The sequence below is a fragment of the Nonomuraea sp. NPDC023979 genome (assembly GCF_040639085.1).
In the GTDB taxonomy this organism is placed as follows: domain Bacteria; phylum Actinomycetota; class Actinomycetes; order Streptosporangiales; family Streptosporangiaceae; genus Nonomuraea; species Nonomuraea ceibae.
Genome location: NZ_JBEZZG010000002.1, coordinates 20615 through 39387 on the forward strand (window position 1 = coordinate 20615; position 18773 = coordinate 39387).

An 18773-nucleotide genomic window follows, 5' to 3' on the forward strand; every position below is an offset into this window, starting at 1 on the left:
GCGGCGCGGTCACCAGAGATAACAACGCCGGGGAAACCGGTGACTTCGTCCTGCCCACATCTCCTTCTGTGAGCGACATATGATCAACGCATCCCCAACGCCGGAGCCGGTCGCCGAGACCTTCATTTCGGAAGACCCGTCCTGGTACAAGCGGGCGGTGTTTTACGAGGTGCTCGTCCGGGGGTTCAAGGACTCCAACGGCGACGGCACCGGAGACCTTCGCGGCCTCGTGGAGAAGCTGGACTATCTCGAATGGCTCGGCGTCGACTGCCTGTGGCTGTTGCCGCTGTACGAGTCACCGCTGCGTGACGGCGGTTACGACATCTCCGACTACATGAAGATCTTGCCGGACTTCGGCGACCTCGCCGACTTCATCCAGCTGATCGAGTCGGCGCACGAGCGCGGCCTGCGAATCATCACGGACCTGGTGATGAACCACACCAGCGACCGTCATCCCTGGTTCCAGGCATCCCGGCACGACCCCGAGGGGCCGTACGGCGACTTCTACGTGTGGGCGGACGAGCCGACCGCATACCCCGACGCGCCGATCATCTTCATCGGCGCCGAGGAGTCCAACTGGACCTACGACCCGGTGCGCAAGCAGTACTACTGGCACCGGTTCTTCCACCACCAGCCGGACCTCAACTACGACAACCCGGCGGTCCAGGAGGCCATGCTGGAGGTCCTGCGCTTCTGGCTGGACCTGGGCATCGACGGCTTCCGCCTGGACGCGGTCCCGTACCTGTTCGAACGGGAGGGCACCGCGTGCGCCGGCCTGCCGGAGACGCACGCGTACCTGAAGAAGATCCGCGCCGAGGTCGACCGGCTCTACCCCGACCGGGTGCTGCTGGCCGAGGCCAACGGCTGGCCGGAGGACGTCGTCGAGTACTTCGGCGACCCCACCACCGGCGGCGACGAGTGCCACATGGCGTTCCACTTCCCGCTCATGCCGCGCATCTACATGGCGGTCAAGAAGGAGACGCGCGAGCCGATCTCGGAGATCATGTCGCGCACGCCCAAGCTGCCCGACTGCGCCCAGTGGGGCATCTTCCTGCGCAACCACGACGAGCTCACGCTCGAGACGGTGACGGAGGAAGAGCGCGACTACATGCACAGCGAGTACGCCAAGGACCCGCGCATGCGGGCCTACCTGGGCATCCGCCGTCGCCTGGCGCCGCTGCTCGACAACGACCGGGACCGCATCGAGCTGTTCACGGCCCTGTTGCTGAGCCTGCCGGGCTCGCCGGTCATGTACTACGGCGACGAGATCGGCATGGGCGACAACATCTGGCTGGAGGACCGTGACGCGGTCCGCACGCCGATGCAGTGGAGCCCCGACCGCAACGCGGGCTTCTCCACGGCCGACCCGGGGCGGCTCTACCTGCCGGCCGTCATGGACCCGATCTACGGGTTCCAGGCGGTCAACGTGGAGTCGCAGCAGAGAAACGAGGGTTCGCTGCTCCACTTCACCCGGCGGATGCTGCAGATCCGGCGCGACCACCCGGTGTTCGGCGTCGGCGCCTACACGGAGATGTGGTCGTCGAACCCGGCCGTCCTGACCTACGTCAGGGAGGACGGCGACGACATCATGCTGTGCGTGAACAACCTGTCGAAGTTCCCGCAGCCGGTCGAGCTGGACCTGCGCAGGTTCGAGGGCATGACGCCGGTGGAGGCGCGCGGTGGCGTGCACTTCCCCGTCGTCGGCGAGCTGCCCTACCTGCTCACGCTGCCGGGGCACGGCTTCTACTGGTTCGCGCTGAAGAAGCTCCCTTCAGCGTGAGGTGACGGGCACCTGGGCACGGGCCGCCCGCCGCGCGGGAATCAGCGCGACGGCGAGCGCCGTGCCCACGGCCACCAGCACGGCGACGGTCAGCGTCATGGCCGAGGGCGGACGGGCGATCCCGGCGCCCACCCCGCTGGTGTGGCCCTGAAGGTCGATCAGCCCGGTCACGACCGACGCCCCGACCGCCGCGCCCGCCCCCACGCCCAGCACCACGAGCAGCCCGGTGCCGGTCACCAAGGTGGCCATCACCTGGCGCGGCGTCAGCCCCATCGCCTTGAGCACGGCCAGGTCGAAGGCGTGGTCGCGCAGGCCGAGCGCGCTGGCCGTGAGCAGGTTGGCCAGCCCGATCAGCGTGAGCACGGCGATCAGGGCCACGATCACCACCCGGATGACGGCCAGCCGGTCGGCCGGGTTGACCACGATCTGCACGTCCAGGCTCTCCGACGACTCGGTGAGCAGCCTCCCGGCCACCTCCGACGGGTCGGCGCCCGGCTTGAGGGCGAGCGCGTAGAACTCGGGCGGCACGGTGTCCTTGGCGGCCAGGCTGTCCAGCCCGACCGACAGCACCTCGCCGTCGGAGTCTGGCTCGATGGCCCGGCCGACGATCCGCACGATCAGCGGCGAGCCGCCCACGGTCAGCCGGACCCGGTCGCCGATCTTCACACCCAGCAGGTCGAGCAGCCCCTGCCCGGCGACCGCCTCACCCGGCTCGGCGTACATGCGGCCCTCGACGACGGGGAACGGGTAGGGGTCGGTGGTGGAGCCGCCGATGGCGCGCACCCGCACCGAGCGGCCCTCTCCGGGGGCCAGAGCGTTCACCTCGACGCCCGGGTAGACGGCCCGCACGTCGCGGTCGGCGCGCACGTGGCGCTCGGCCTCGACGGCGGTCAGCTTGCCGGGCCCGACGTGCAGGGCGGCGTGCTGGCCGACCTGCTCGGGATGGCCGGCGAAGTTGTCCAGCGTGGCCCACACGCCCAGCCCGATCGTGATCATCATCATCGGCACGGCCAGCCCGAACGCCGTCAGGAACGCCGGCACCCGCCGGGTGAAGGCGTCGCGGGCGCCCAGCACGAGCGCCGGAGGCAGGCGTACCAGGAGGGCGAGCCTGGCCAGCCGGGACAGGTGGCCGCGCGGCGGCAGGGCGGGCGCGGCCGGGATCGGCGGCGTGCGGCCGCCGCGCCAGGCGGGCAGCCCCACGGCGGCCAGCACGACGAGCGCGGTGCCGGCGAGGATGGCCAGCACCGGCATGGGGGCGACGGAGGTGGTGCCGAGCACCGCGACCGTGCCGCCCCAGCCGGCCAGCGTGCCGACGGCGATGCCGAGCAGGCCCAGCGCGCCGTGCTCGACCAGCAGCAGCAGTGCGATCTGGCCTCTGGTGAAGCCCATCGACTTGAGCGTGGCCAGGTCGCGGAGCTGGCCGAGCACCCGGCCGCCGGCCGCGTTGGCCAGCGCGAGCGCGGCGGCGACCAGCCCGACGACGCCGAACAGCGCCAGCAGCGTGCCGAGCAGCCGGTTGTCCAGCTCCATCGCGGCGCGGATCTCCCGCCAGGTGTAGAGGCGCTGGAGCTCGTCGTCGAGCATGACCACGACCCGCTGCGAGACGACCTGGGCCGACTCGGCGTCGGTCAGGCGCAGCCCGGTCACCCACTGGCTGCGGCCGAGCATCGGCTCGACCCGGTCCAGGGTCTCGGGCAGCACCCAGGCCAGGCCGGGCGTCCATTCCGGGTAGAAGCCCTGCTCGGCGGAGTCGGCGATGCCGCGTACGTACAGGCTGTGGCGCTCGCCGCTGAGCGCGATGATCGTGAACGGCGCGCCGATGCGCAGGCGCAGGGCGCGGGCGTAGGAGCGTTCGACGACGACGCCGCCGGGCTCTGCGGCGTCGAGCCAGCGGCCCTCGGTCACCACCGGGTGGGCCACCGCGGGCGGCTTCGCCGGCAGGGCGCGCAGCTCGGCGGGCTCCTTCTTGCCGTCCTGGACGACGGTGGCGGGCGCCGAGCGGTAGGGGCCGGCGGCGCTGGTGACGCCGTCGATCTCGCGGGTGGCGACGACCTGGGCGGTGCTGTCCTTGGTGTAGAACCACACGTGCGCGCCCTCGGTCTGGGCGAACAGCCCGCGCCAGGGGTTGGTGCCGTCCTCCAGCAGGGTGACGGCGGCGATCAGCGCGGCCACGATGGCGGCCACGACGAGCACGGTGAGTGTCGCCTGGCCCTTCCTGGCCCGCAGGTCTGCCCGGATCCAGCGGATGCCCGCCCGGGTGGTGCTCATCGGAGGTCGATCACCGCGCCCGCGGTGCCGGTGCGGCGCCGGGTGATCCGGCCGTCGTCGACGACCTCGCCGTCGTGCAGGGCGACGACCCGGTCGGCCAGGCCGGCGACGCGGGCGTCGTGGGTGACCATGACGATGGTCTGGCCGTCGCGGTGCACCTCGCCGAGCAGACGCAGCACGTCGCGGGTGTTGCGGCTGTCGAGGTTGCCGGTGGGCTCGTCGGCCAGCAGCACGCTGGGCTTGTTGGCCAGGGCCCGGGCGAGCGCGACGCGCTGCTGCTCGCCGCCGGAGAGCCGGGCGGGCGGGGCGTCGGCACGGTCGGCCAGGTTGAGCGCGCCGAGCAGGTGCCGGCTGCGCTCGCGGGCCTCGCGCGGCGAGGCGCCGCCCAGCAGGGCCGGCAGCTCGACGTTGTCGGCCACGGTCATGCTGGCGACCAGGTTGAAGAACTGGAAGACGAAGCCGATCTTCTTGCGGCGCAGCAGGGCCCAGGCACTCTCGGAGAGCGTGTCGGCGCGGGTGCCGTCGATCCAGATCTCGCCGCTGGTGCGGGTGTCGAGGCCGCCCAGCATGTGGACGAGCGTAGACTTGCCCGACCCGGACGGGCCCATGACGGCGATGAACTCACCCGGCTCGACCTGCAGATCCACCCCGCGGACGGCGTGCACGGGCACGGCGCCGCCGGAGTAGACCTTCACCAGGTTGACCGCCTTGAGGGCGGGATCACTCATGCCAGGTCCTCCTGACAACGTTCGAGCCAGTCCAGATCGGCTTGCAGATGCAGCATGGCACCCTCGATCAGCAGCAGCGCCACCCGGTCCTCGGGCGGGGTGCGGGCCATCAGGTCGTTGAGGTCGCCCATGAGCGACAGGTAGTGGCGGCGCTGGCGGTTGATCAGCGCCATCCGGTCGGCGATGCCGGTGAGCGGGGCCAGCACGAGCTTCATGAAGAACTCGTCACGCACCCGGGGCCCCTCGGTGGGCTCGTCCGCCCAGAGGGTGAGCACGTCACGCCCCTTGGCGGTGCAGTAGTAGACCTTCTTGTTGGGCCGGTTGGACTGCTCGACGTCGACCGCCCTGACCAGGCCGTCCTTCTCCAGGCGGCCCAGCGTCACATAGATCTGGCCGATGTTGGGCGAGGGGTAGGCGCTGCCGAACGTCTGCTCGAGGGCCTGTTTGAGCTCATAACCGTGGGCAGGCTCCTTGGCCAAGAGCGCCAGCAGGTGAAGCCGCACACCTCACCTCCCCGCGCGTTACGGATGCGTTACATGGCCAGCAGTTGACCTTCAGATTACATGTATGGATAACATGCATGCATCTACCTAACACGAATGTAGCCCCCTCTAAACCTGGAGGAAATCGAGGTGTTTCGCCCATTTGCTGTTGCTCTGGCCGTTCTTGCGGCGGCCGGGTGCGCGGCGGCGGGCGAAACCGGCGGCGGCGAGCCGGGAACGGGCGGCACTGGCCCGATCACCTTCGCCACCGGGCGCGACACCACGGCGTACCTGCAACCCCTGCTGGACCGCTGGAACCAGGCCCACCCGGCCGAGAAGGTGACGCTGCTCGAGCTGCCCGAGGCCGCCGACGAGCAGCGCGCTCAGATGGTGGCCAACCTCCAGGCCCGCAGCAGCCGCTACGACGTCCTCGGCCTGGACGTGGTGCTGACGGCGGAGTTCGCGGAGAACGGCTGGATCATCCCCTTGGAGCGCGGGTACTTCCCGCTCGACAAGTTCCTGCCGCCTGTCGTGGACACCGCGGTCTACAAGGACAAGCTCTGGGCCGTGCCGTACACGAGCAATGCCGGGCTGCTGTACTACCGGACCGACCTCGTGAAGAAACCGCCCAGAACCTGGGCGGAACTTCGCGAACAAGCCCAGGAGATTACGAAAAAACACGATATTGAGGGTTATGCCGGGCAGTTCCTCGCGTACGAGGGACTGACCGTCAACTTCTCCGAGGCCGTGCAGTCCGCCGGCGGCCAGATCCTCGGCCCTGACGGCGACGAGGTGACGCTCGACACCGCCAAGGCCGCGACCGCGCTGGGGTTCCTGCAACAGGGCCTGCGCGAGGGCTGGATCCCGGAGGAGTCCCTGAACTACAAGGAGGAGGAGTCCCGCCTGGCCTTCCAGGAGGGCCGGCTCGCCTTCGCCCGCAACTGGCCGCACGCGTACGGCCCGGCCAGGAGCAGGCTCGGCGAGAAGATGGCGGTGACCAGGCTGCCCGGGCTCGACGGGCCCGGCTCCAGCTCGCTGGGCGGCAGCAATCTGGCCATCAGCGCCTACTCCAGGCACCAGCACACGGCTCGTGAGTTCATCCGCTACTTCACGAGCCTGGAGAACGAGCGCCGTGTCCTCACCGAGGGGTCCTTCCCCCCGGTGTGGGCCGAGCTCTACGACGACCCCGAGCTGATCAAGCGCTTCCCCTACCTGCCCGTGCTCAAGGAGAGCATCCTCGCCGCCAAGCCGCGGGCTGCCAGCGCCAACTACAACCAGCTCAGCCTGGTGATCGCCAGCTCGGTCGCCAAGGCGCTCAACCCCCCGTTCAAGGACACGGCCGACGACGTCGCGGCGTCCTTGAAAGCCGAACTCGAAGAGATCATCAGAACCCAGTGAGGCAGCCATGCGAAAAGGCAGAGCAGCAGCGATCCTGGCCGGACTGGCCGTAGCAGTCGCGGCCTGCGGCAACGCGCCGACCACCAACGACCCGGCGGCCTCGGCCCCCGCCTCGGGCGAGGCCACGAGCGGCGCCAAGACGCTCGAAGGCGTCACGCTCGAGGTCGCGGCGAAGTGGACCGGCGAGGAGCAGAAGAACTTCGAGCAGGTGCTCAAGGCCTTCTCCGAGAAGACCGGCGCGAAGGTCACCTACGCCTCCACGGGCGAGGACACCGGCGCCTACCTGGGCCCGCGCATCCAGGGCGGCAGCCCGCCCGACGTGGCGATCCTGCCGCAGCCCGGCCTGGTCCAGCAGTACGCCGACCAGAAGGCGCTCAAGCCGCTCACGGCCGACGTCACCAAGGAGATCGACGCCAACTACACGCCGTACTGGAAGGAGCTCGGCTCCGCGGACGGCCAGGTCTACGGCGTGCTGATCAAGGCGGCGCACAAGTCGCTGGTCTGGTACCGCGACCAGGCGCTCAAGGACGCCGGCGTGCAGCCCCCCACCACGTGGGAGGAGCTGGTCAAGACCTCGCAGACGATCGCCGACTCCGGCACCGCGCCGCTCTCCCTCTGCGGCGCCTCCGGCTGGACGCTCACCGACCTGTTCGAGAACGTCTACCTCTCCTCGGCCGGTCCCGAGAAGTACGACCAGCTCGCCAAGCACGAGATCCCGTGGACCGACGCGAGCGTCACGACGGCCCTGGAGAAGATCAAGGAGCTCGTCAGCAAGGACGAGTACCTGGTCGACGGCCGCTCCAACACGATGCAGACCGACTTCCCGACCTGTGTCACCAAGGTCTACGGCCAGGACAAGGCCGCCATGGTGATCGAGGCCGACTTCGTGGCCGTCACGGCCGTCGAGTCCGGCGCCAAGGTCGGCGAGGAGGCCAAGTACGTGCCGTTCCCGAAGGTCGGCGAGACCGCCCCGGTCGTGCTCGGCGGCGACGTCGCGGTGGCCATGAAGGACTCCCCCGGCGCGATGGCGCTGCTGCAGTTCCTGGCCTCCAAGGAGGGTGGCGAGATCTGGGCCAAGCTGCCCGGCTACCTGTCCCCCAACCGCAACGTCTCGCCCGACAACTACCCGGACCCGCTGACGCAGGAGCTCGGCAAGACGATCATCTCGGCCGGCGAGACCGTCCGCTATGACATGTCCGACCTCGCGCCCAGCGCCTTCGGCGGCACCGACGGCAAGGGCGAGTGGAAGATCCTCCAGGACTTCCTGCGCGACCCGTCCGACATCAAGGGCGCCCAGGAGGCGCTCGAAGCCGAGGCCAAGAAGGCCTGGAAGTAAAGAGGAATGGCCGTGACCGAAAGGTTGGACGGCCCGAAGGTCCCGCCCGAGAGCACCTCGGGCGGGCCTGCCTCCGGACCGGCTGATACCCCCCGTAAGAAAAGCCGCCTCGGCCCCTCCCCGTGGCTCGCGATCGCCTTCCTGCTCCCGGCAGCGGTGCTGCTGGGGGTCTGGGTGGTCTATCCCATCGGGTTCTCGATCGTCCGAAGCCTGTACGACGCGTCGAACACGCAGTTCGTCGGGCTCGACAACTTCGCCACGATCTTCAGCGACGGCAACATGTTGCGGACCATCCGCAACAACCTCATCTGGGTGATCGTCGCGCCCATCGTGGTCACCACGCTGGGCCTGATCTTCGCGGTGCTGACCGAGCGCATCCGCTGGTCGACCGCGTTCAAGCTGATCGTGTTCATGCCGATGGCCGTCTCGCTGATGGCCGCCGGCGTCATCTTCAGGCTGGTGTACGACGGCGACCCGGACAAGGGTGTGGCCAACGCCATCCTGACCACCGTGCACGACACGTTCTCCTCCTCCCAGGGCTACCCGGAGGCCCGCCCGCGTGAGGGCGAGCAGTCGCCGGTCGCGGCCGAGGGCGGCGGCGTCGTCACCAAGCAGCCCGTGCAGGCCGGCCAGCCGGTGCTCATCCCGATCGTCGGCGTCAAGCCGGAGGTGCTGCCCTCCGACGCCGCGCCCGCCAAGGCGCCCGCCGGCGGCGACACCCTGTCCGGCACCGTCTGGTTCGACTTCACCCCGGGCGGCGGCGGCGTCAACGGCCAGCTCGACGGGAGCGAGAAGGGCCTGCCGGGGATGACCGTCGAGGCGGTCAGCGACGGCAAGGTGGCGGGCACCGCCACGACGGCCGAGGACGGCACGTTCGCCTTCGACGGCCTGCCCGCCGGCTCCTACACGCTGCGGCTGCCGCAGTCGAACTTCGAGGGGGCCTACAACGGCCTGGCCTGGCTGGGCCCGACACTCATCACGCCGGCGATCATCGGCGCGTTCGTCTGGGTGTGGGCCGGATTCGCGATGGTGCTGATCGCGGCGGGTCTCGCGGCGATCCCGCGTGACGCGCTGGAGGCCGCCCGCATCGACGGCGCCTCGGAGTGGCAGGTGTTCAGGAAGATCACCGTGCCGCTGCTGTCGCCGGTGCTGCTCGTCGTCTTCGTGACGATGATCATCAATACGCTGAAGGTGTTCGACCTGGTCTTCATCATCGCGCCGTCGTCGGTCCAGCCGGAGGCGAACGTGATCGCGCTGGAGATGTGGCGCGTGGCGTTCGGCGGCGGGAACAACCAGGGACTCGGCAGCGCGCTGGCGATCTTCCTGCTCATCCTGGTGCTGCCCTTCATGGTCATGAACATCCGCAGGTTCAAGAGGGGAGAGTCATGACCACCGCGACCGCATCCGCACCCCGCGGGGCGCACGCGGGAGCCCCGCGCCGGAGCTTCGCCGGCCGCATCGTCGACCGCCTCGGCAGCGGCGCCGTCCAGGTCGTGATGATCCTGCTGGGCCTGTTCTGGCTGGTGCCCACGCTGGGCCTGCTCGTGGTCTCGCTGCGCTCGGTGGAGACCAACACCGCCGAGGGCTGGTGGACGATCTTCACCAAGCCCGCCGAGCTCACCCTCGAAGGCTACGCGAACCTGCTGGCCAGCGGCTTCACCGCGTCGTTCTGGAACACGATCGCGATCACCGTGCCGACCACGATCCTGGTGATCGGCATCGCCGCGATGGCCGCCTACGCGTTCGCCTGGATGGAGTTCCGGGGCCGCGACACGCTCTTCCTGGTCGTGGTCGGGCTGCTCATCGTGCCGATCCAGATCGCGCTGATCCCCGTGGCCGCCCTCTACGGCCAGGCGGGCATCTTCGGCTCGATCCCCGGCGTGGTGCTGTTCCACGTGGCGTTCGGCCTGCCGTTCGCGATCTTCCTGCTGCGCAACTTCTTCGTCGGCATCCCGGCCTCGCTGCTGGAGGCGGCGCGGATGGACGGGGCGCCGGAGTGGAAGATCTTCGTCTCGGTGGTGTTCCCGCTGGGCAAGCCGGCGATCGCGTCGCTGGGCATCTTCCAGTTCCTGTGGGTGTGGAACGACATGCTCATCGCGCTGGTCTTCGCCAACACCGAGAACCAGCCGATGACCAAGGCACTGCAGTCGCAGATGCGGCAGTTCGGGACGAACATCGACGTGCTGTCCTCCGGGGCGTTCCTGTCGCTGATCATCCCGCTGATCCTCTTCTTCGCCTTCCAGCGCTACTTCGTCCAGGGCATGATGGCCGGCTCGGTCAAGTAGCCCCACCCGAGCTCACGGGCGTCCGGCACGACCGGGCGCCCGTGATCATTTCTCCCGGTTCGGTACGCATGCCGTACCGGACCTGACTAAGCTGATCGGCCATGGCCGGTCGTCCCCTGAACGAAGTCGTCGAAGCCGGATGGGCCCAAGCTCTTGAGCCCGTGTCCGAGCGCATCTCCCTCATGGGCGAGTTCCTCCGCAAGGAGATCGCCGAGGGCAGGCAGTACCTCCCCGCGGGCGCCCACGTCCTGCGTGCCTTCAACCAGCCCTTCGACGACGTCAAGGTGCTGATCGTGGGCCAGGACCCCTACCCGACGCCCGGCCACCCGATCGGCCTGTCGTTCTCCGTCGCCGCCGACGTGCGGCCGCTGCCGGGCAGCCTGCTCAACATCTACAAGGAGATGGAGAGCGACCTGGGCCTGCCCCGGCCGTCCAACGGCGACCTGACGCCGTGGGCCGAGCAGGGCGTGGTGCTGCTCAACAGGGTGCTCACGGTCATGCCGGGCAAGCCCGCCTCCCACCGGGGCAAGGGTTGGGAGGAGGTCACCGAGCAGGCCATCCGCGCCCTCGTCGCGCGCGACAAGCCCATGGTGGCGATCCTGTGGGGGCGCGACGCGCGCAACCTGGCGCCGATGCTCGGCGGCGTGCCGCGCATCGAGTCGGCCCACCCGTCGCCGCTGTCGGCGCGCAACGGCTTCTTCGGCTCGCGGCCGTTCAGCCGGGCCAATGAGCTGCTCGTCCAGCAAGGCGCATCCCCTGTGGAGTGGAAGCTGCCCTAGGCTCGCTCCATGAGTGATGCACAGAAGTTCCTACGCCTCACGGTCGAGCTGACCGTCGAGGTGCTCGACGTTGACGCCCTCCAGGCCGCCGCGATGGCGGAGATCCGCCACCCCGACGCCGAGCTGACCGACGAGGAGCGCACCGAGCAGGCCGAGCTCGTCTCCTCCGACGAGACCGGCGCCTCCGCGCTGCAGTGGCTCATCGAGCCCGAGCACGTGCTCCAGCTCGTCGACCACATCGAGGAGATCGAGCCGCGCGAGGCCGTCCTGGGCGTGGAGCCCTCCGAGGGTCCCAGCGAGGACGAGGACGACGAGGACCACATCCACGCGTGATCCCGTGGCGTCCGGCATCCGGTGCGATGCGGACGAGATGGCCGGCGTCGGCCTGCTCCGGCGGCGTCGGCCGGCGGGGCGGGCTCCGGCCCGTCCTGGCGCGCTCACTAGGATCGATCTTCAGGGCCGGTGAGCGCCTTTCTTCCTGATCGCGGGCGCTCCTGGCCGAGTTCGCCGGCGCGGCCGGTCCGCGCCGTGACCCCGGGAGGGCACACCGTGATCGTGGCATTCTCCATCACCCCGCTGGGCGTCGGCGAAGGCGTCGCCGAGCCGGTCGCCCGCGCCGTCAAGGTCGTCCGCGACAGCGGGCTGCCCAACCGCACGGACGCGATGTTCACCACCGTCGAGGGCGAGTGGGACGAGGTGATGGGCGTGATCAAGCAGGCGGTCGACGCGGTCGCCGAGGTCGCGCCGCGGGTCAGCCTCGTGCTCAAGGCCGATCTGCGGGCCGGGGTCACCGACGGCATGACGAGCAAGCTGGAGTCGCTCGAACGCCACCTCTCCTGACGCCGCCCCCGCCTCCCAAACGCGATATGTCTTGACCTGTCGGGCAGTCGCGACATATCGTGTCGCTCGCACACGACACGATATTACGCGTTTCCGGAGGTGGGTCATGCAACAGCCGCGAGTCCCCGTCCTCGTCGTCGGCGGCGGCTACGCGGGGCTGAGCGCCGCGATGATGCTGGCCTGGCGCGACGTCCCCGTCATGCTCGTCGAACGGCACCCGGGCACGTCCGTCCAGCCCAAGGCGTTCGGCGTCGGACCGCGGGCCGTGGAGCTCATGCGCCCCGTCCCCGGCGTCGAGCAGGCGCTGGCCGACGTCTGGGCCGGCATCGGCGACAACATGCGCATCGCCATCGCCACCAGCCTGAACGACCCCGACCCGCAGATGATCATCTCCGACGAGAAGGAGGAGTTCGCCTTCCTCGCCGACGCGACGCCAGCCGCCCAGGTGGGCGCCCCGCAGGCCGAGATCGAACGGGTGCTGCGAGCCAAGGCCGAAGAGCTCGGCGCCGACCTGCGCTTCTCCACCGAGCTCGTCTCCGTCGAGCAGGACGGCGACAGCGTGCTCGCCGTCCTGCGCTCCGGCGGACAGGAGAGCGTCGTCCGGGCCGACTACGTCATCGCCGCCGACGGCTACCGCAGCCCGCTGCGCCACCAGCTCGGCATCCCCGTCGGCGGCAAGGGCGAACTGGGGCAGATGTGCTCCATCATGTTCGACGCCGACCTCACCGGGCTCGTCCGCGACCGCGAGGTCACCCTCTGGTACCTGCGCAACGACGCCTTCACCGGCGTCATCGTCACCGGCACCGGCGTCGGCGCGCACGTGCTGGGCGTCAACTACGCCCCCGGCCAGAGCGCCGCCGACTTCACCCCCGAACACTGCGCCGAGCTGGTCCGGCTGGCCGTGGGCGTGCCCGACCTGGACGTACGCGTCCTCGACACCACCACGTTCCCGATGGCCCACGTGCTCGCCGAGCGCTACCGCGAGGGCCGGGTGTTCCTGGCCGGCGACGCCGCCCACACCATGCCGCCGACCGGCGGCCAGGGCGGCAGCACCGCGCTCCAGGACGGCTGCGACCTCGCCTGGCGACTCTGGCTCGTGATCACCGGGCAGGCCGGGCCCGGGTTCCTCGACACCTACGACGCCGAACGCCGGCCCATCGGCACGCTCACCGCCGACGCCCAGCTCGCCAACCTCGGCGTGCGCATGCCGCCTGCGGCCCGCATCGGCTACCCGGAGCCGCTCGACGACCCCATGAGCGCGATCCTCGGCTACCGCTACCACTCGACGGCCGTCATCCCCGAGCCCGGCGACGACGGCTCCCTGCTGGAGGATCCGCGCCACCCCACCGCCCGCCCCGGCAGCCGCGCGCCGCACGTGCTGCTCGACTGGGACGGGCAGCCGATCTCCACCATCGACCTGTACGGGTCGGGCTTCGTCCTGCTGGCCCACCAGCACGGCGGCCGTCCCTGGGCCGAGGCGGGCAGGCTGGTCGCCGAGCGGCTCGGCGTACGGCTCGCCAGAATCCTGGTGGACGAGGAGCTGATGGACGTCGAGGGCCGCTGGCAGGAGCGTTACGGCGTCAGCGGGGGCGGCGCCGTGCTCGTCCGGCCGGACGGCTACGTCGCCTGGCGCTCCCCCGGCCTGACCGGCGACCCGGCGGACACCCTCGAACACGTCCTGCGCACCGTGCTGAGCCGGTAAGTTCCTGGCCCGCGTCCCGTACCAGGACAAACCCGTACGTCACGTGCCGAGCACCGCGCCGTCCTCGCCCGAGGGCGGCGCGATGGACGTCGTAGCCGGGACGGGGGCCACCGTGCTGTTCCTACCCGGCGACCCGCACGGCGCCGTCCCTGCCACCGATGTGGCGCGACATCCCCTCCGCCATCGCCCCCGCCCACGAGGCGGCCAGAGCCGTATGACGTTTGTCGGACCCGCGTGGGAGCATGCCGTCATGGCGACCTCGAAACAGCCGGTTACCGTCCCGACCGGCGCCGACGTGGACGCGTTCCTGGCGGCGGTCCCCGGCGAGCGCCGCCGGGCCGACGCCCTCCGCCTGCGCGCGATCATGACCGAGGTGGTCGGCGAGCCGGCCGTGATGTGGGGGCCGAGCATCGTCGGCTTCGGAAGCTACCACTACGTCTACGCCAGCGGCCACACCGGCGACTGGCCTCTCGCCGGGTTCTCACCGCGCAAGCAGCACCTGGTCGTCTACCTGGTCGGCGGCTACGAGGAGCGGCACGCGTCCGTGCTCGCCCGGCTCGGCCCGCACACGACCGGCAAGGGGTGCCTCTACCTGAAACGGCTCGACGCCGTCGACGAGGGTGCCCTGCGCGAGCTCATCGACCGTACGGTGCGCGTCCACCGCGGCGTCGACCGAGCCGGCCGCCCTCCTGGGCCCTGACCTTCTCAGCGGGCCCGGTCGTAGACCATGGCCATCTCGCCCATCGCGCCTGTCTCCTGGTGGGTCAGCTTCCACGACGTGGCCGGCAGCCCGTCCTCCAGCAGCCGCTGCCCGCCCCCGGCGATCTCGGGGAAGATCATGAGGTAGAGGCGGTCGACCAGGTCCGCCGCCAGCAGCGGCTTGATGACGCTCGCGCTGCTGTTGACCAGGATGTCGCCGCCCTCCTGGGTTCTGAGCTCGGCGACGACGTCCGCGGCGGGCGCGTTCACCACCCGGGCCCGCTCCCACGGCGCCTCCGTCAGCGTGCTGGAAAAGACCACCTTCTCCACGTCGACCAGCCACTTTGCGTAGCCGCGGTCACGCGGGTCGGCCTCCTCGTCCTCGGCGACCGGCGGCCAGTAGCCCAGGAACCCCTCGGCGTTCACCCTCCCGAGCAGCGCCGTCGTCGCGCTCTCCCACATGCGGGTCATGTGATCCCTGGCCGCCTCGCTGGTCACGTACGGCGCGAACGCCGCGAAGTCGGCAGGCCCGCCGGGGCCGTTGTAACGCCCGTCCATCGTGAGGCTGAGGTTCGCGGTGACCCTGCGGTTGTCCTGAGTGGTCATGTCGTGCTCCCTGTAGTGGTGTCGTCCGTGTGCTCGGCCTGTCCGGCCTGATTGACCTGATCGGCCTGATTGACCTGGAGGGCCTGATCGGCCTGATTGGTCTGGAGGGCCTGGAGGGTCGCCGCGAGCTTGTCGAGACTCTGCCCGAACCCGAGCTCGATCCCCGCGATGAAGTCCGCCGAGTCCACCGTGCTGTCGGCCACCCGGAACCGGACCTCCAGCTCCGTCCCCGCGCCCGAACCGGCGCCGCCGGGACGCAGGTCGAGGTCGAGGTGGGCGGTGAACGCGACACCCCCACCAGGTAGCCGCGGAGAGAGCCGATAGGACAGCCGCTCCCCTGGCTGCGCCTCGACGACGACCCCCTCCGCGCGCCCGGCGACCGGATCGGAGCCGTCGGCGTCCTCGGCGTCGCGATACTCGTGCACGATCCGCCCGCCCGGCCACGCCTCGAACACCAACTCCGAGACGCGCAACTCGTCCGGCGTCCACCAGCGGGCGAGCAACTCCGCCTCGGTCAGATGCCGCCACACCAGCTCGGGCGATGCGGCCAGCGACCGATGAAAGCGGAACGAGCGACCATCGGCCCACCCCGCCTCCCGCGCAGCCAGCCGCTCCGCCTGAACACTGAGCCCATAACGGTCATACGTCTCACCGGCCTGATCCGCGGCATCGGCCAGCCCGTTGAGCACCGCCGCCAGATCCCGCAGCGGCCCGGGCCGAAGCGCGTAGATCCGGCGCTGGCCCGTGCGCTGCGAGACGACGACCCCGGCCCGCTCAAGGTTCTGCAGGTGCTTGGTCGTCTGCGGCTGCCTTGCCTCAGCCAGCCGCGCGAGCACCCCCACGGGCCGCGGCCGCTCAGCCAGCAGCCGTACGAGCCGCCAACGCGCCGGATCAGCCAACGCAGCGAGGAGTTCGTCCATGCCCAGAAGTATTCACTATGACGAATATTCGTGTCAAGGAATAACTAGGCAGCCGCTTGCACCACGCCGCCCCGCTTCCGACCCGCCCCTTCCCGAAAGCAGACCGAATCCAGAGACCCGCATACCGCACCTGCGGGGCTGGGACCGGACCAGCGGCGCGCCCGCGCAACAGGCCAGCGGACGCGGGAGACGACGGCCACACCGGACCCCGCAGCCCCGGGGACGACGCACACACCGCACCCGACAGGCCCGGGGGATGACGCCCGCACCGCACCCGACAGGCCGGAGGCCGGACCGGCCGGACGCACGACCAGAGCGGCGCCCGCGAACGGACCGGCGGGGGTGCCCGCGCGACGGACCAGAGGCGCGCTACGGACAAGGTCCATACCCGGCTTGGCAGGCCCAAGACCGAACCAGGCCGGACCGCCGAGGCCGGGATCGGATGGCCTGGACCCAGGGCCGGATGGCAGCGCGCGGAGGCCGCCGGCCTCGTAGAGGGTGCCGGGCTCGTGGGGAGCGAGTTGGCAGGTGGGGGCGACCGGGCCCATGGGGAGCGAGCGGGCAGGTGCCAGCGCAGGGGGGGCACGGTGCGGGGCTGCGAGAGGGCGCGGCGCCAGGCGGGCGCGATGCGGGAGGCGGGTCCGATGCGGGGACTGCGGTCCGATGCGGGGACTGCGGCAGCCCGGTCCGGAGGTGAGCCCGATGCCAGGGACGGGCGGCGCGCTGGCAGGCGGGCGCGATGCCAAGCGGCAGGGGACAGCGGGCGTAGGGGCGACAGCGGGGACCGGGGCCGGGTGGCCAAGCGGGTGGGCTTGGGCGTGAGGCGGGTGGGTGAGGGGCGGGTGGGTGAAAGGGCGGGCGGGTGAAAGGGCGGGCGGGTGAAAGGGCGGGTGGGGGCTGAGGTGAAGGGGCCGGGGGGCTTGGGGCTTCGGCGGGCCGTGCCAGGTTCGTGGGTTGCGGCCCTGCGAGGCACAAGGGCGTGCCCCTGGTTGGCGGGGTTAGGCGGTTAGGAGGTGTTCTCGTTCCTGGAGGAGTTGGGTGTGGAGGGCTGCGAGGTCGTTTCGCTGGACGGTGAGGGTGTGGAGGGAGGTGCCCAGCCACTGGGACATGGCTGTCACGGCGTTGCGGGTGCGGTTGATGCGCTGGTGTTTGAGGGCGTCGGTGATGATGTTGTCGAAGAAGGTGTCGGCGAACCAGCGGGTGTCCACCTTGGGGAGTCGTGGGGTGGCGGTCCAGCCGATGTCGGCGAGTTCGCGGGAGAAGACGTCGAGGGCGCGCTGGGCGTGCCAGGCGACCTGGTCGGCTGCTCTGAGGTGGTGGTGTTCGACCGCGTCGGCGAAGGCACCGCCGCCGAGCATGTCGAAGGTGGAGGCGCCGTGGGCATGCTTGAGGAGGGCGAGCATCTCCGCGACCGCGCGGCGGGCCGTGTCGCCCGCCTGGATGGCCTCGTCGTGCTCTCGGAGGTCGGCCTCGGTGTCGGCCAGTTGGGTGGCCAGGTCGATGAGGCGTTGCGCCCGGGGGTCGGCCAGGTTGACCAGGAGGCTTTCCTTGTCGGCCAATGCCTGCTCGTAGGCTTCGGCGGCGCCGGCCAGGTGGGACAGCACCCGGTCCGTGGCTTCGAGGTCGGCGGTGAGGTCGGTGAGGCGGTGGCGCTGGCCGTCGAGGCGTTCGGCGGCGGCCTGGGCCTCGGCTCGTTCGCGGGTCAGGCGCTCTTGTTTGCCGCCCGTCAGGCCCGCCAGGAACCCTGAGAAGCCGCCCTCCAGTCGGGTCACGTCCCGCTGTTCCTTCTTGAGCTCGGCCTCCAGCCGGGTGACTGCTTCGGTGACCTCCCTGAGCTGGGTGTTGACGGTGGAGCGCCGGGCGGCGAGCTGGTCGAACCTGCGAACGGCTTCACGTGTTTCCCGCAGGCGACGGTCGAGGTCTTCGATTGGGTCCACGACTTTGTGGACGAATGGGGGGCGGTGGGTGTTCCTCGGAGGGTTCCCGTGCCGGGTGGTGTTTCTGCATGGGGGTGGGCGTTTCAGGCTGCCAGGGCGGGGGTGGGGTGGGGGGCGCAGAGCCAGTCGTTGAGGGAGCCGGTGAAGCCGGAGGGTGGGCCGACGCGCAGGCAGGTGATCTGGTCGCCGCCGGTCGTGGGGGCGATCTTGAGGCGTCTGATGCTGCCTGTGCGGCCCAGGTCGGCCGGGGTGGTCGAGCAGGGGGTGAGGCGGACGCTCAAGGATGATGGCGGGCCGATGCGCAGGTGGTCGTCGATGAGGCGGAGGCGGGCGTCCGGGTGGGCGGCGAGGAAGGCCAGTTGGTCGGCCACCAGGCGGTGGGCGACCGTGCGGAGGAGGTCGGTGGCGCACAGGCGGTGGGCGCAGGCCGCGCCGTCGAGGGTGATCTCCGGCAGGGCGAAGCGGCTCAGCCCTCGGGAGGTGACGCTGAGCGCGTCGCAGGTGCCCGTGTCGGCGGGGTTCCACGGTGGGCAGGTGGCGTCGTCGTGGACGCGGACGTCCCAGCCGAGCCAGCCGTCGCCGAGATGGAACTTGGCGGGTTCCGCCACGGGGTGGGTGGGAGTGGGCCGAACGGGGTGGGGCTGGGTGGTGCCGGTCAGGGGGTCGATGAGGAGGCCGGCGCTGGCGTGGGCGAGGGTGCGGGCTGTGGCTCGGGCGAGCTGGGCGGCGGCCGGGAGGGCGGTGGGCGGGGTGGTGGCGGAGATGACGACGTGCTCGGTGGAGCGGCGCAGGAGGCGGCGTTCGGCGTCGGTGAAGGTGGTGGTGCCGGGCTGTCTCCAGGGGGTCGGGTGGTGGGTGAGGAGGAGGGACCGGGTGCCCGCCTGGGCGATGGCGGCCCGGCGGTAGGGGGTGCCGACGCGCCACGGCAGGGCGGTGAGCTCGAACGGCAGCCGTTCGACGGCGACGACGAACAGTGAGGTCAGCAGGGCTGGCAGGGCAAGGGCGATCTGCAT

17 protein-coding genes are annotated in these 18773 nt (G+C 70.7%); 10 read left to right on the top strand and 7 right to left on the bottom strand.

The genetic code is table 11. The annotated features are described in order from the left end of the window. The first annotated feature begins 79 nt into the window (after nucleotides 1-79). The gene (gene treS / locus AB0G11_RS03470; protein WP_219505951.1) at nucleotides 80-1780 is read left to right on the top strand and encodes a maltose alpha-D-glucosyltransferase; all 1701 of its coding nucleotides are present in this window, start codon (nucleotides 80-82) and stop codon (nucleotides 1778-1780) included. Here the strand turns inward: treS and AB0G11_RS03475 are convergent. From AB0G11_RS03475 to AB0G11_RS03485, 3 genes are read right to left on the bottom strand one after another with little or no spacing between them, the layout of a single operon-like run. Further along, nucleotides 1772-4048, bottom strand: a complete 2277-nt coding sequence (locus AB0G11_RS03475) for an FtsX-like permease family protein (protein ID WP_357583734.1) — start codon at nucleotides 4046-4048, stop codon at nucleotides 1772-1774. The two genes, treS and AB0G11_RS03475, sit on opposite strands and share 9 nt — an antisense overlap. Beyond that, nucleotides 4045-4776 carry an ABC transporter ATP-binding protein gene (locus AB0G11_RS03480; protein WP_219505955.1) on the bottom strand — a complete coding sequence of 244 codons (732 nt, stop codon included), beginning with the start codon at nucleotides 4774-4776 and terminating at the stop codon, nucleotides 4045-4047. The genes AB0G11_RS03475 and AB0G11_RS03480 overlap by 4 nt, the downstream gene beginning before the upstream one ends. Further along, nucleotides 4773-5279: a PadR family transcriptional regulator gene (locus tag AB0G11_RS03485; protein ID WP_219505957.1), complete on the bottom strand. Its 507-nt coding sequence runs from the start codon at nucleotides 5277-5279 to the stop codon at nucleotides 4773-4775. Before AB0G11_RS03485 ends, AB0G11_RS03480 begins: the two co-directional genes overlap by 4 nt. Nucleotides 5280-5408: 129 nt before the next feature. Here AB0G11_RS03485 and AB0G11_RS03490 point away from each other — a divergent pair, with 129 nt between their 5' ends. From AB0G11_RS03490 to AB0G11_RS03530, 9 genes are all read left to right on the top strand, one after another. Further along, nucleotides 5409-6656: an ABC transporter substrate-binding protein gene (locus AB0G11_RS03490; protein WP_357583736.1), complete on the top strand. Its 1248-nt coding sequence runs from the start codon at nucleotides 5409-5411 to the stop codon at nucleotides 6654-6656. A 7-nt stretch (nucleotides 6657-6663) separates the two neighbouring features. Further along, a complete protein-coding gene (locus AB0G11_RS03495) occupies nucleotides 6664-7992 on the top strand; it encodes an ABC transporter substrate-binding protein (protein WP_219505961.1) in 1329 nt (442 codons plus the stop codon). Nucleotides 7993-7998: 6 nt separating this feature from the next. Next, nucleotides 7999-9381, top strand: a complete 1383-nt coding sequence (locus AB0G11_RS03500; protein ID WP_219505963.1) for an ABC transporter permease subunit — start codon at nucleotides 7999-8001, stop codon at nucleotides 9379-9381. Then, complete coding sequence (locus tag AB0G11_RS03505; RefSeq protein ID WP_219505965.1) at nucleotides 9378-10277, top strand: carbohydrate ABC transporter permease; 900 nt, start codon at nucleotides 9378-9380, stop codon at nucleotides 10275-10277. Before AB0G11_RS03500 ends, AB0G11_RS03505 begins: the two co-directional genes overlap by 4 nt. Before the next feature lie 101 nt (nucleotides 10278-10378). Beyond that, a complete protein-coding gene (locus AB0G11_RS03510) occupies nucleotides 10379-11056 on the top strand; it encodes a uracil-DNA glycosylase (RefSeq protein ID WP_357583738.1) in 678 nt (225 codons plus the stop codon). 9 nt (nucleotides 11057-11065) lie between these two features. Further along, nucleotides 11066-11389: a hypothetical protein gene (locus AB0G11_RS03515; protein ID WP_219505972.1), complete on the top strand. Its 324-nt coding sequence runs from the start codon at nucleotides 11066-11068 to the stop codon at nucleotides 11387-11389. Between the two features lie 216 nt (nucleotides 11390-11605). After that, nucleotides 11606-11896 carry an MTH1187 family thiamine-binding protein gene (locus tag AB0G11_RS03520; RefSeq protein ID WP_219505975.1) on the top strand — a complete coding sequence of 97 codons (291 nt, stop codon included), beginning with the start codon at nucleotides 11606-11608 and terminating at the stop codon, nucleotides 11894-11896. A gap of 106 nt (nucleotides 11897-12002) precedes the next feature. Then, the gene (locus tag AB0G11_RS03525; protein WP_357583740.1) at nucleotides 12003-13598 is read left to right on the top strand and encodes an FAD-dependent monooxygenase; all 1596 of its coding nucleotides are present in this window, start codon (nucleotides 12003-12005) and stop codon (nucleotides 13596-13598) included. A 250-nt stretch (nucleotides 13599-13848) separates the two neighbouring features. Beyond that, entirely contained in the window at nucleotides 13849-14298 is a 450-nt protein-coding gene (locus tag AB0G11_RS03530; protein WP_357583742.1) for a DUF1801 domain-containing protein, read from the top strand. A gap of 5 nt (nucleotides 14299-14303) precedes the next feature. Here the strand turns inward: AB0G11_RS03530 and AB0G11_RS03535 are convergent, their stop codons facing one another. The 4 genes from AB0G11_RS03535 to AB0G11_RS03550 form a co-directional block, all read right to left on the bottom strand. Further along, the gene (locus AB0G11_RS03535; RefSeq protein ID WP_357583744.1) at nucleotides 14304-14903 is read right to left on the bottom strand and encodes a dihydrofolate reductase family protein; all 600 of its coding nucleotides are present in this window, start codon (nucleotides 14901-14903) and stop codon (nucleotides 14304-14306) included. Continuing rightward, nucleotides 14900-15823 carry a metalloregulator ArsR/SmtB family transcription factor gene (locus tag AB0G11_RS03540; protein WP_357583746.1) on the bottom strand — a complete coding sequence of 308 codons (924 nt, stop codon included), beginning with the start codon at nucleotides 15821-15823 and terminating at the stop codon, nucleotides 14900-14902. The genes AB0G11_RS03535 and AB0G11_RS03540 overlap by 4 nt, the downstream gene beginning before the upstream one ends. 998 nt (nucleotides 15824-16821) lie before the next feature. Beyond that, nucleotides 16822-17760, bottom strand: coding sequence for a hypothetical protein (locus AB0G11_RS03545; RefSeq protein WP_219505546.1), 939 nt, complete (start codon nucleotides 17758-17760; stop codon nucleotides 16822-16824). Nucleotides 17761-17843: 83 nt separating this feature from the next. Then, complete coding sequence (locus AB0G11_RS03550; RefSeq protein WP_357583748.1) at nucleotides 17844-18773, bottom strand: hypothetical protein; 930 nt, start codon at nucleotides 18771-18773, stop codon at nucleotides 17844-17846.

Bases quoted from the DNA above. Each gene is read 5' to 3' on its own strand.
- AB0G11_RS03480 (WP_219505955.1), bottom strand. From the start codon at position 4,776: ATGAGTGATCCCGCCCTCAAGGCGGTCAACCTGGTGAAGGTCTACTCC.
- AB0G11_RS03535 (WP_357583744.1), bottom strand. From the start codon at position 14,903: ATGACCACTCAGGACAACCGCAGGGTCACCGCGAACCTCAGCCTCACG.
- AB0G11_RS03505 (WP_219505965.1), top strand. From the start codon at position 9,378: ATGACCACCGCGACCGCATCCGCACCCCGCGGGGCGCACGCGGGAGCC.
- AB0G11_RS03500 (WP_219505963.1), top strand. From the start codon at position 7,999: ATGGCCGTGACCGAAAGGTTGGACGGCCCGAAGGTCCCGCCCGAGAGC.
- AB0G11_RS03525 (WP_357583740.1), top strand. From the start codon at position 12,003: ATGCAACAGCCGCGAGTCCCCGTCCTCGTCGTCGGCGGCGGCTACGCG.
- AB0G11_RS03515 (WP_219505972.1), top strand. From the start codon at position 11,066: ATGAGTGATGCACAGAAGTTCCTACGCCTCACGGTCGAGCTGACCGTC.
- AB0G11_RS03495 (WP_219505961.1), top strand. From the start codon at position 6,664: ATGCGAAAAGGCAGAGCAGCAGCGATCCTGGCCGGACTGGCCGTAGCA.
- treS (WP_219505951.1), top strand. From the start codon at position 80: ATGATCAACGCATCCCCAACGCCGGAGCCGGTCGCCGAGACCTTCATT.
- AB0G11_RS03510 (WP_357583738.1), top strand. From the start codon at position 10,379: ATGGCCGGTCGTCCCCTGAACGAAGTCGTCGAAGCCGGATGGGCCCAA.
- AB0G11_RS03550 (WP_357583748.1), bottom strand. From the start codon at position 18,773: ATGCAGATCGCCCTTGCCCTGCCAGCCCTGCTGACCTCACTGTTCGTC.
- AB0G11_RS03530 (WP_357583742.1), top strand. From the start codon at position 13,849: ATGGCGACCTCGAAACAGCCGGTTACCGTCCCGACCGGCGCCGACGTG.
- AB0G11_RS03540 (WP_357583746.1), bottom strand. From the start codon at position 15,823: ATGGACGAACTCCTCGCTGCGTTGGCTGATCCGGCGCGTTGGCGGCTC.
- AB0G11_RS03475 (WP_357583734.1), bottom strand. From the start codon at position 4,048: ATGAGCACCACCCGGGCGGGCATCCGCTGGATCCGGGCAGACCTGCGG.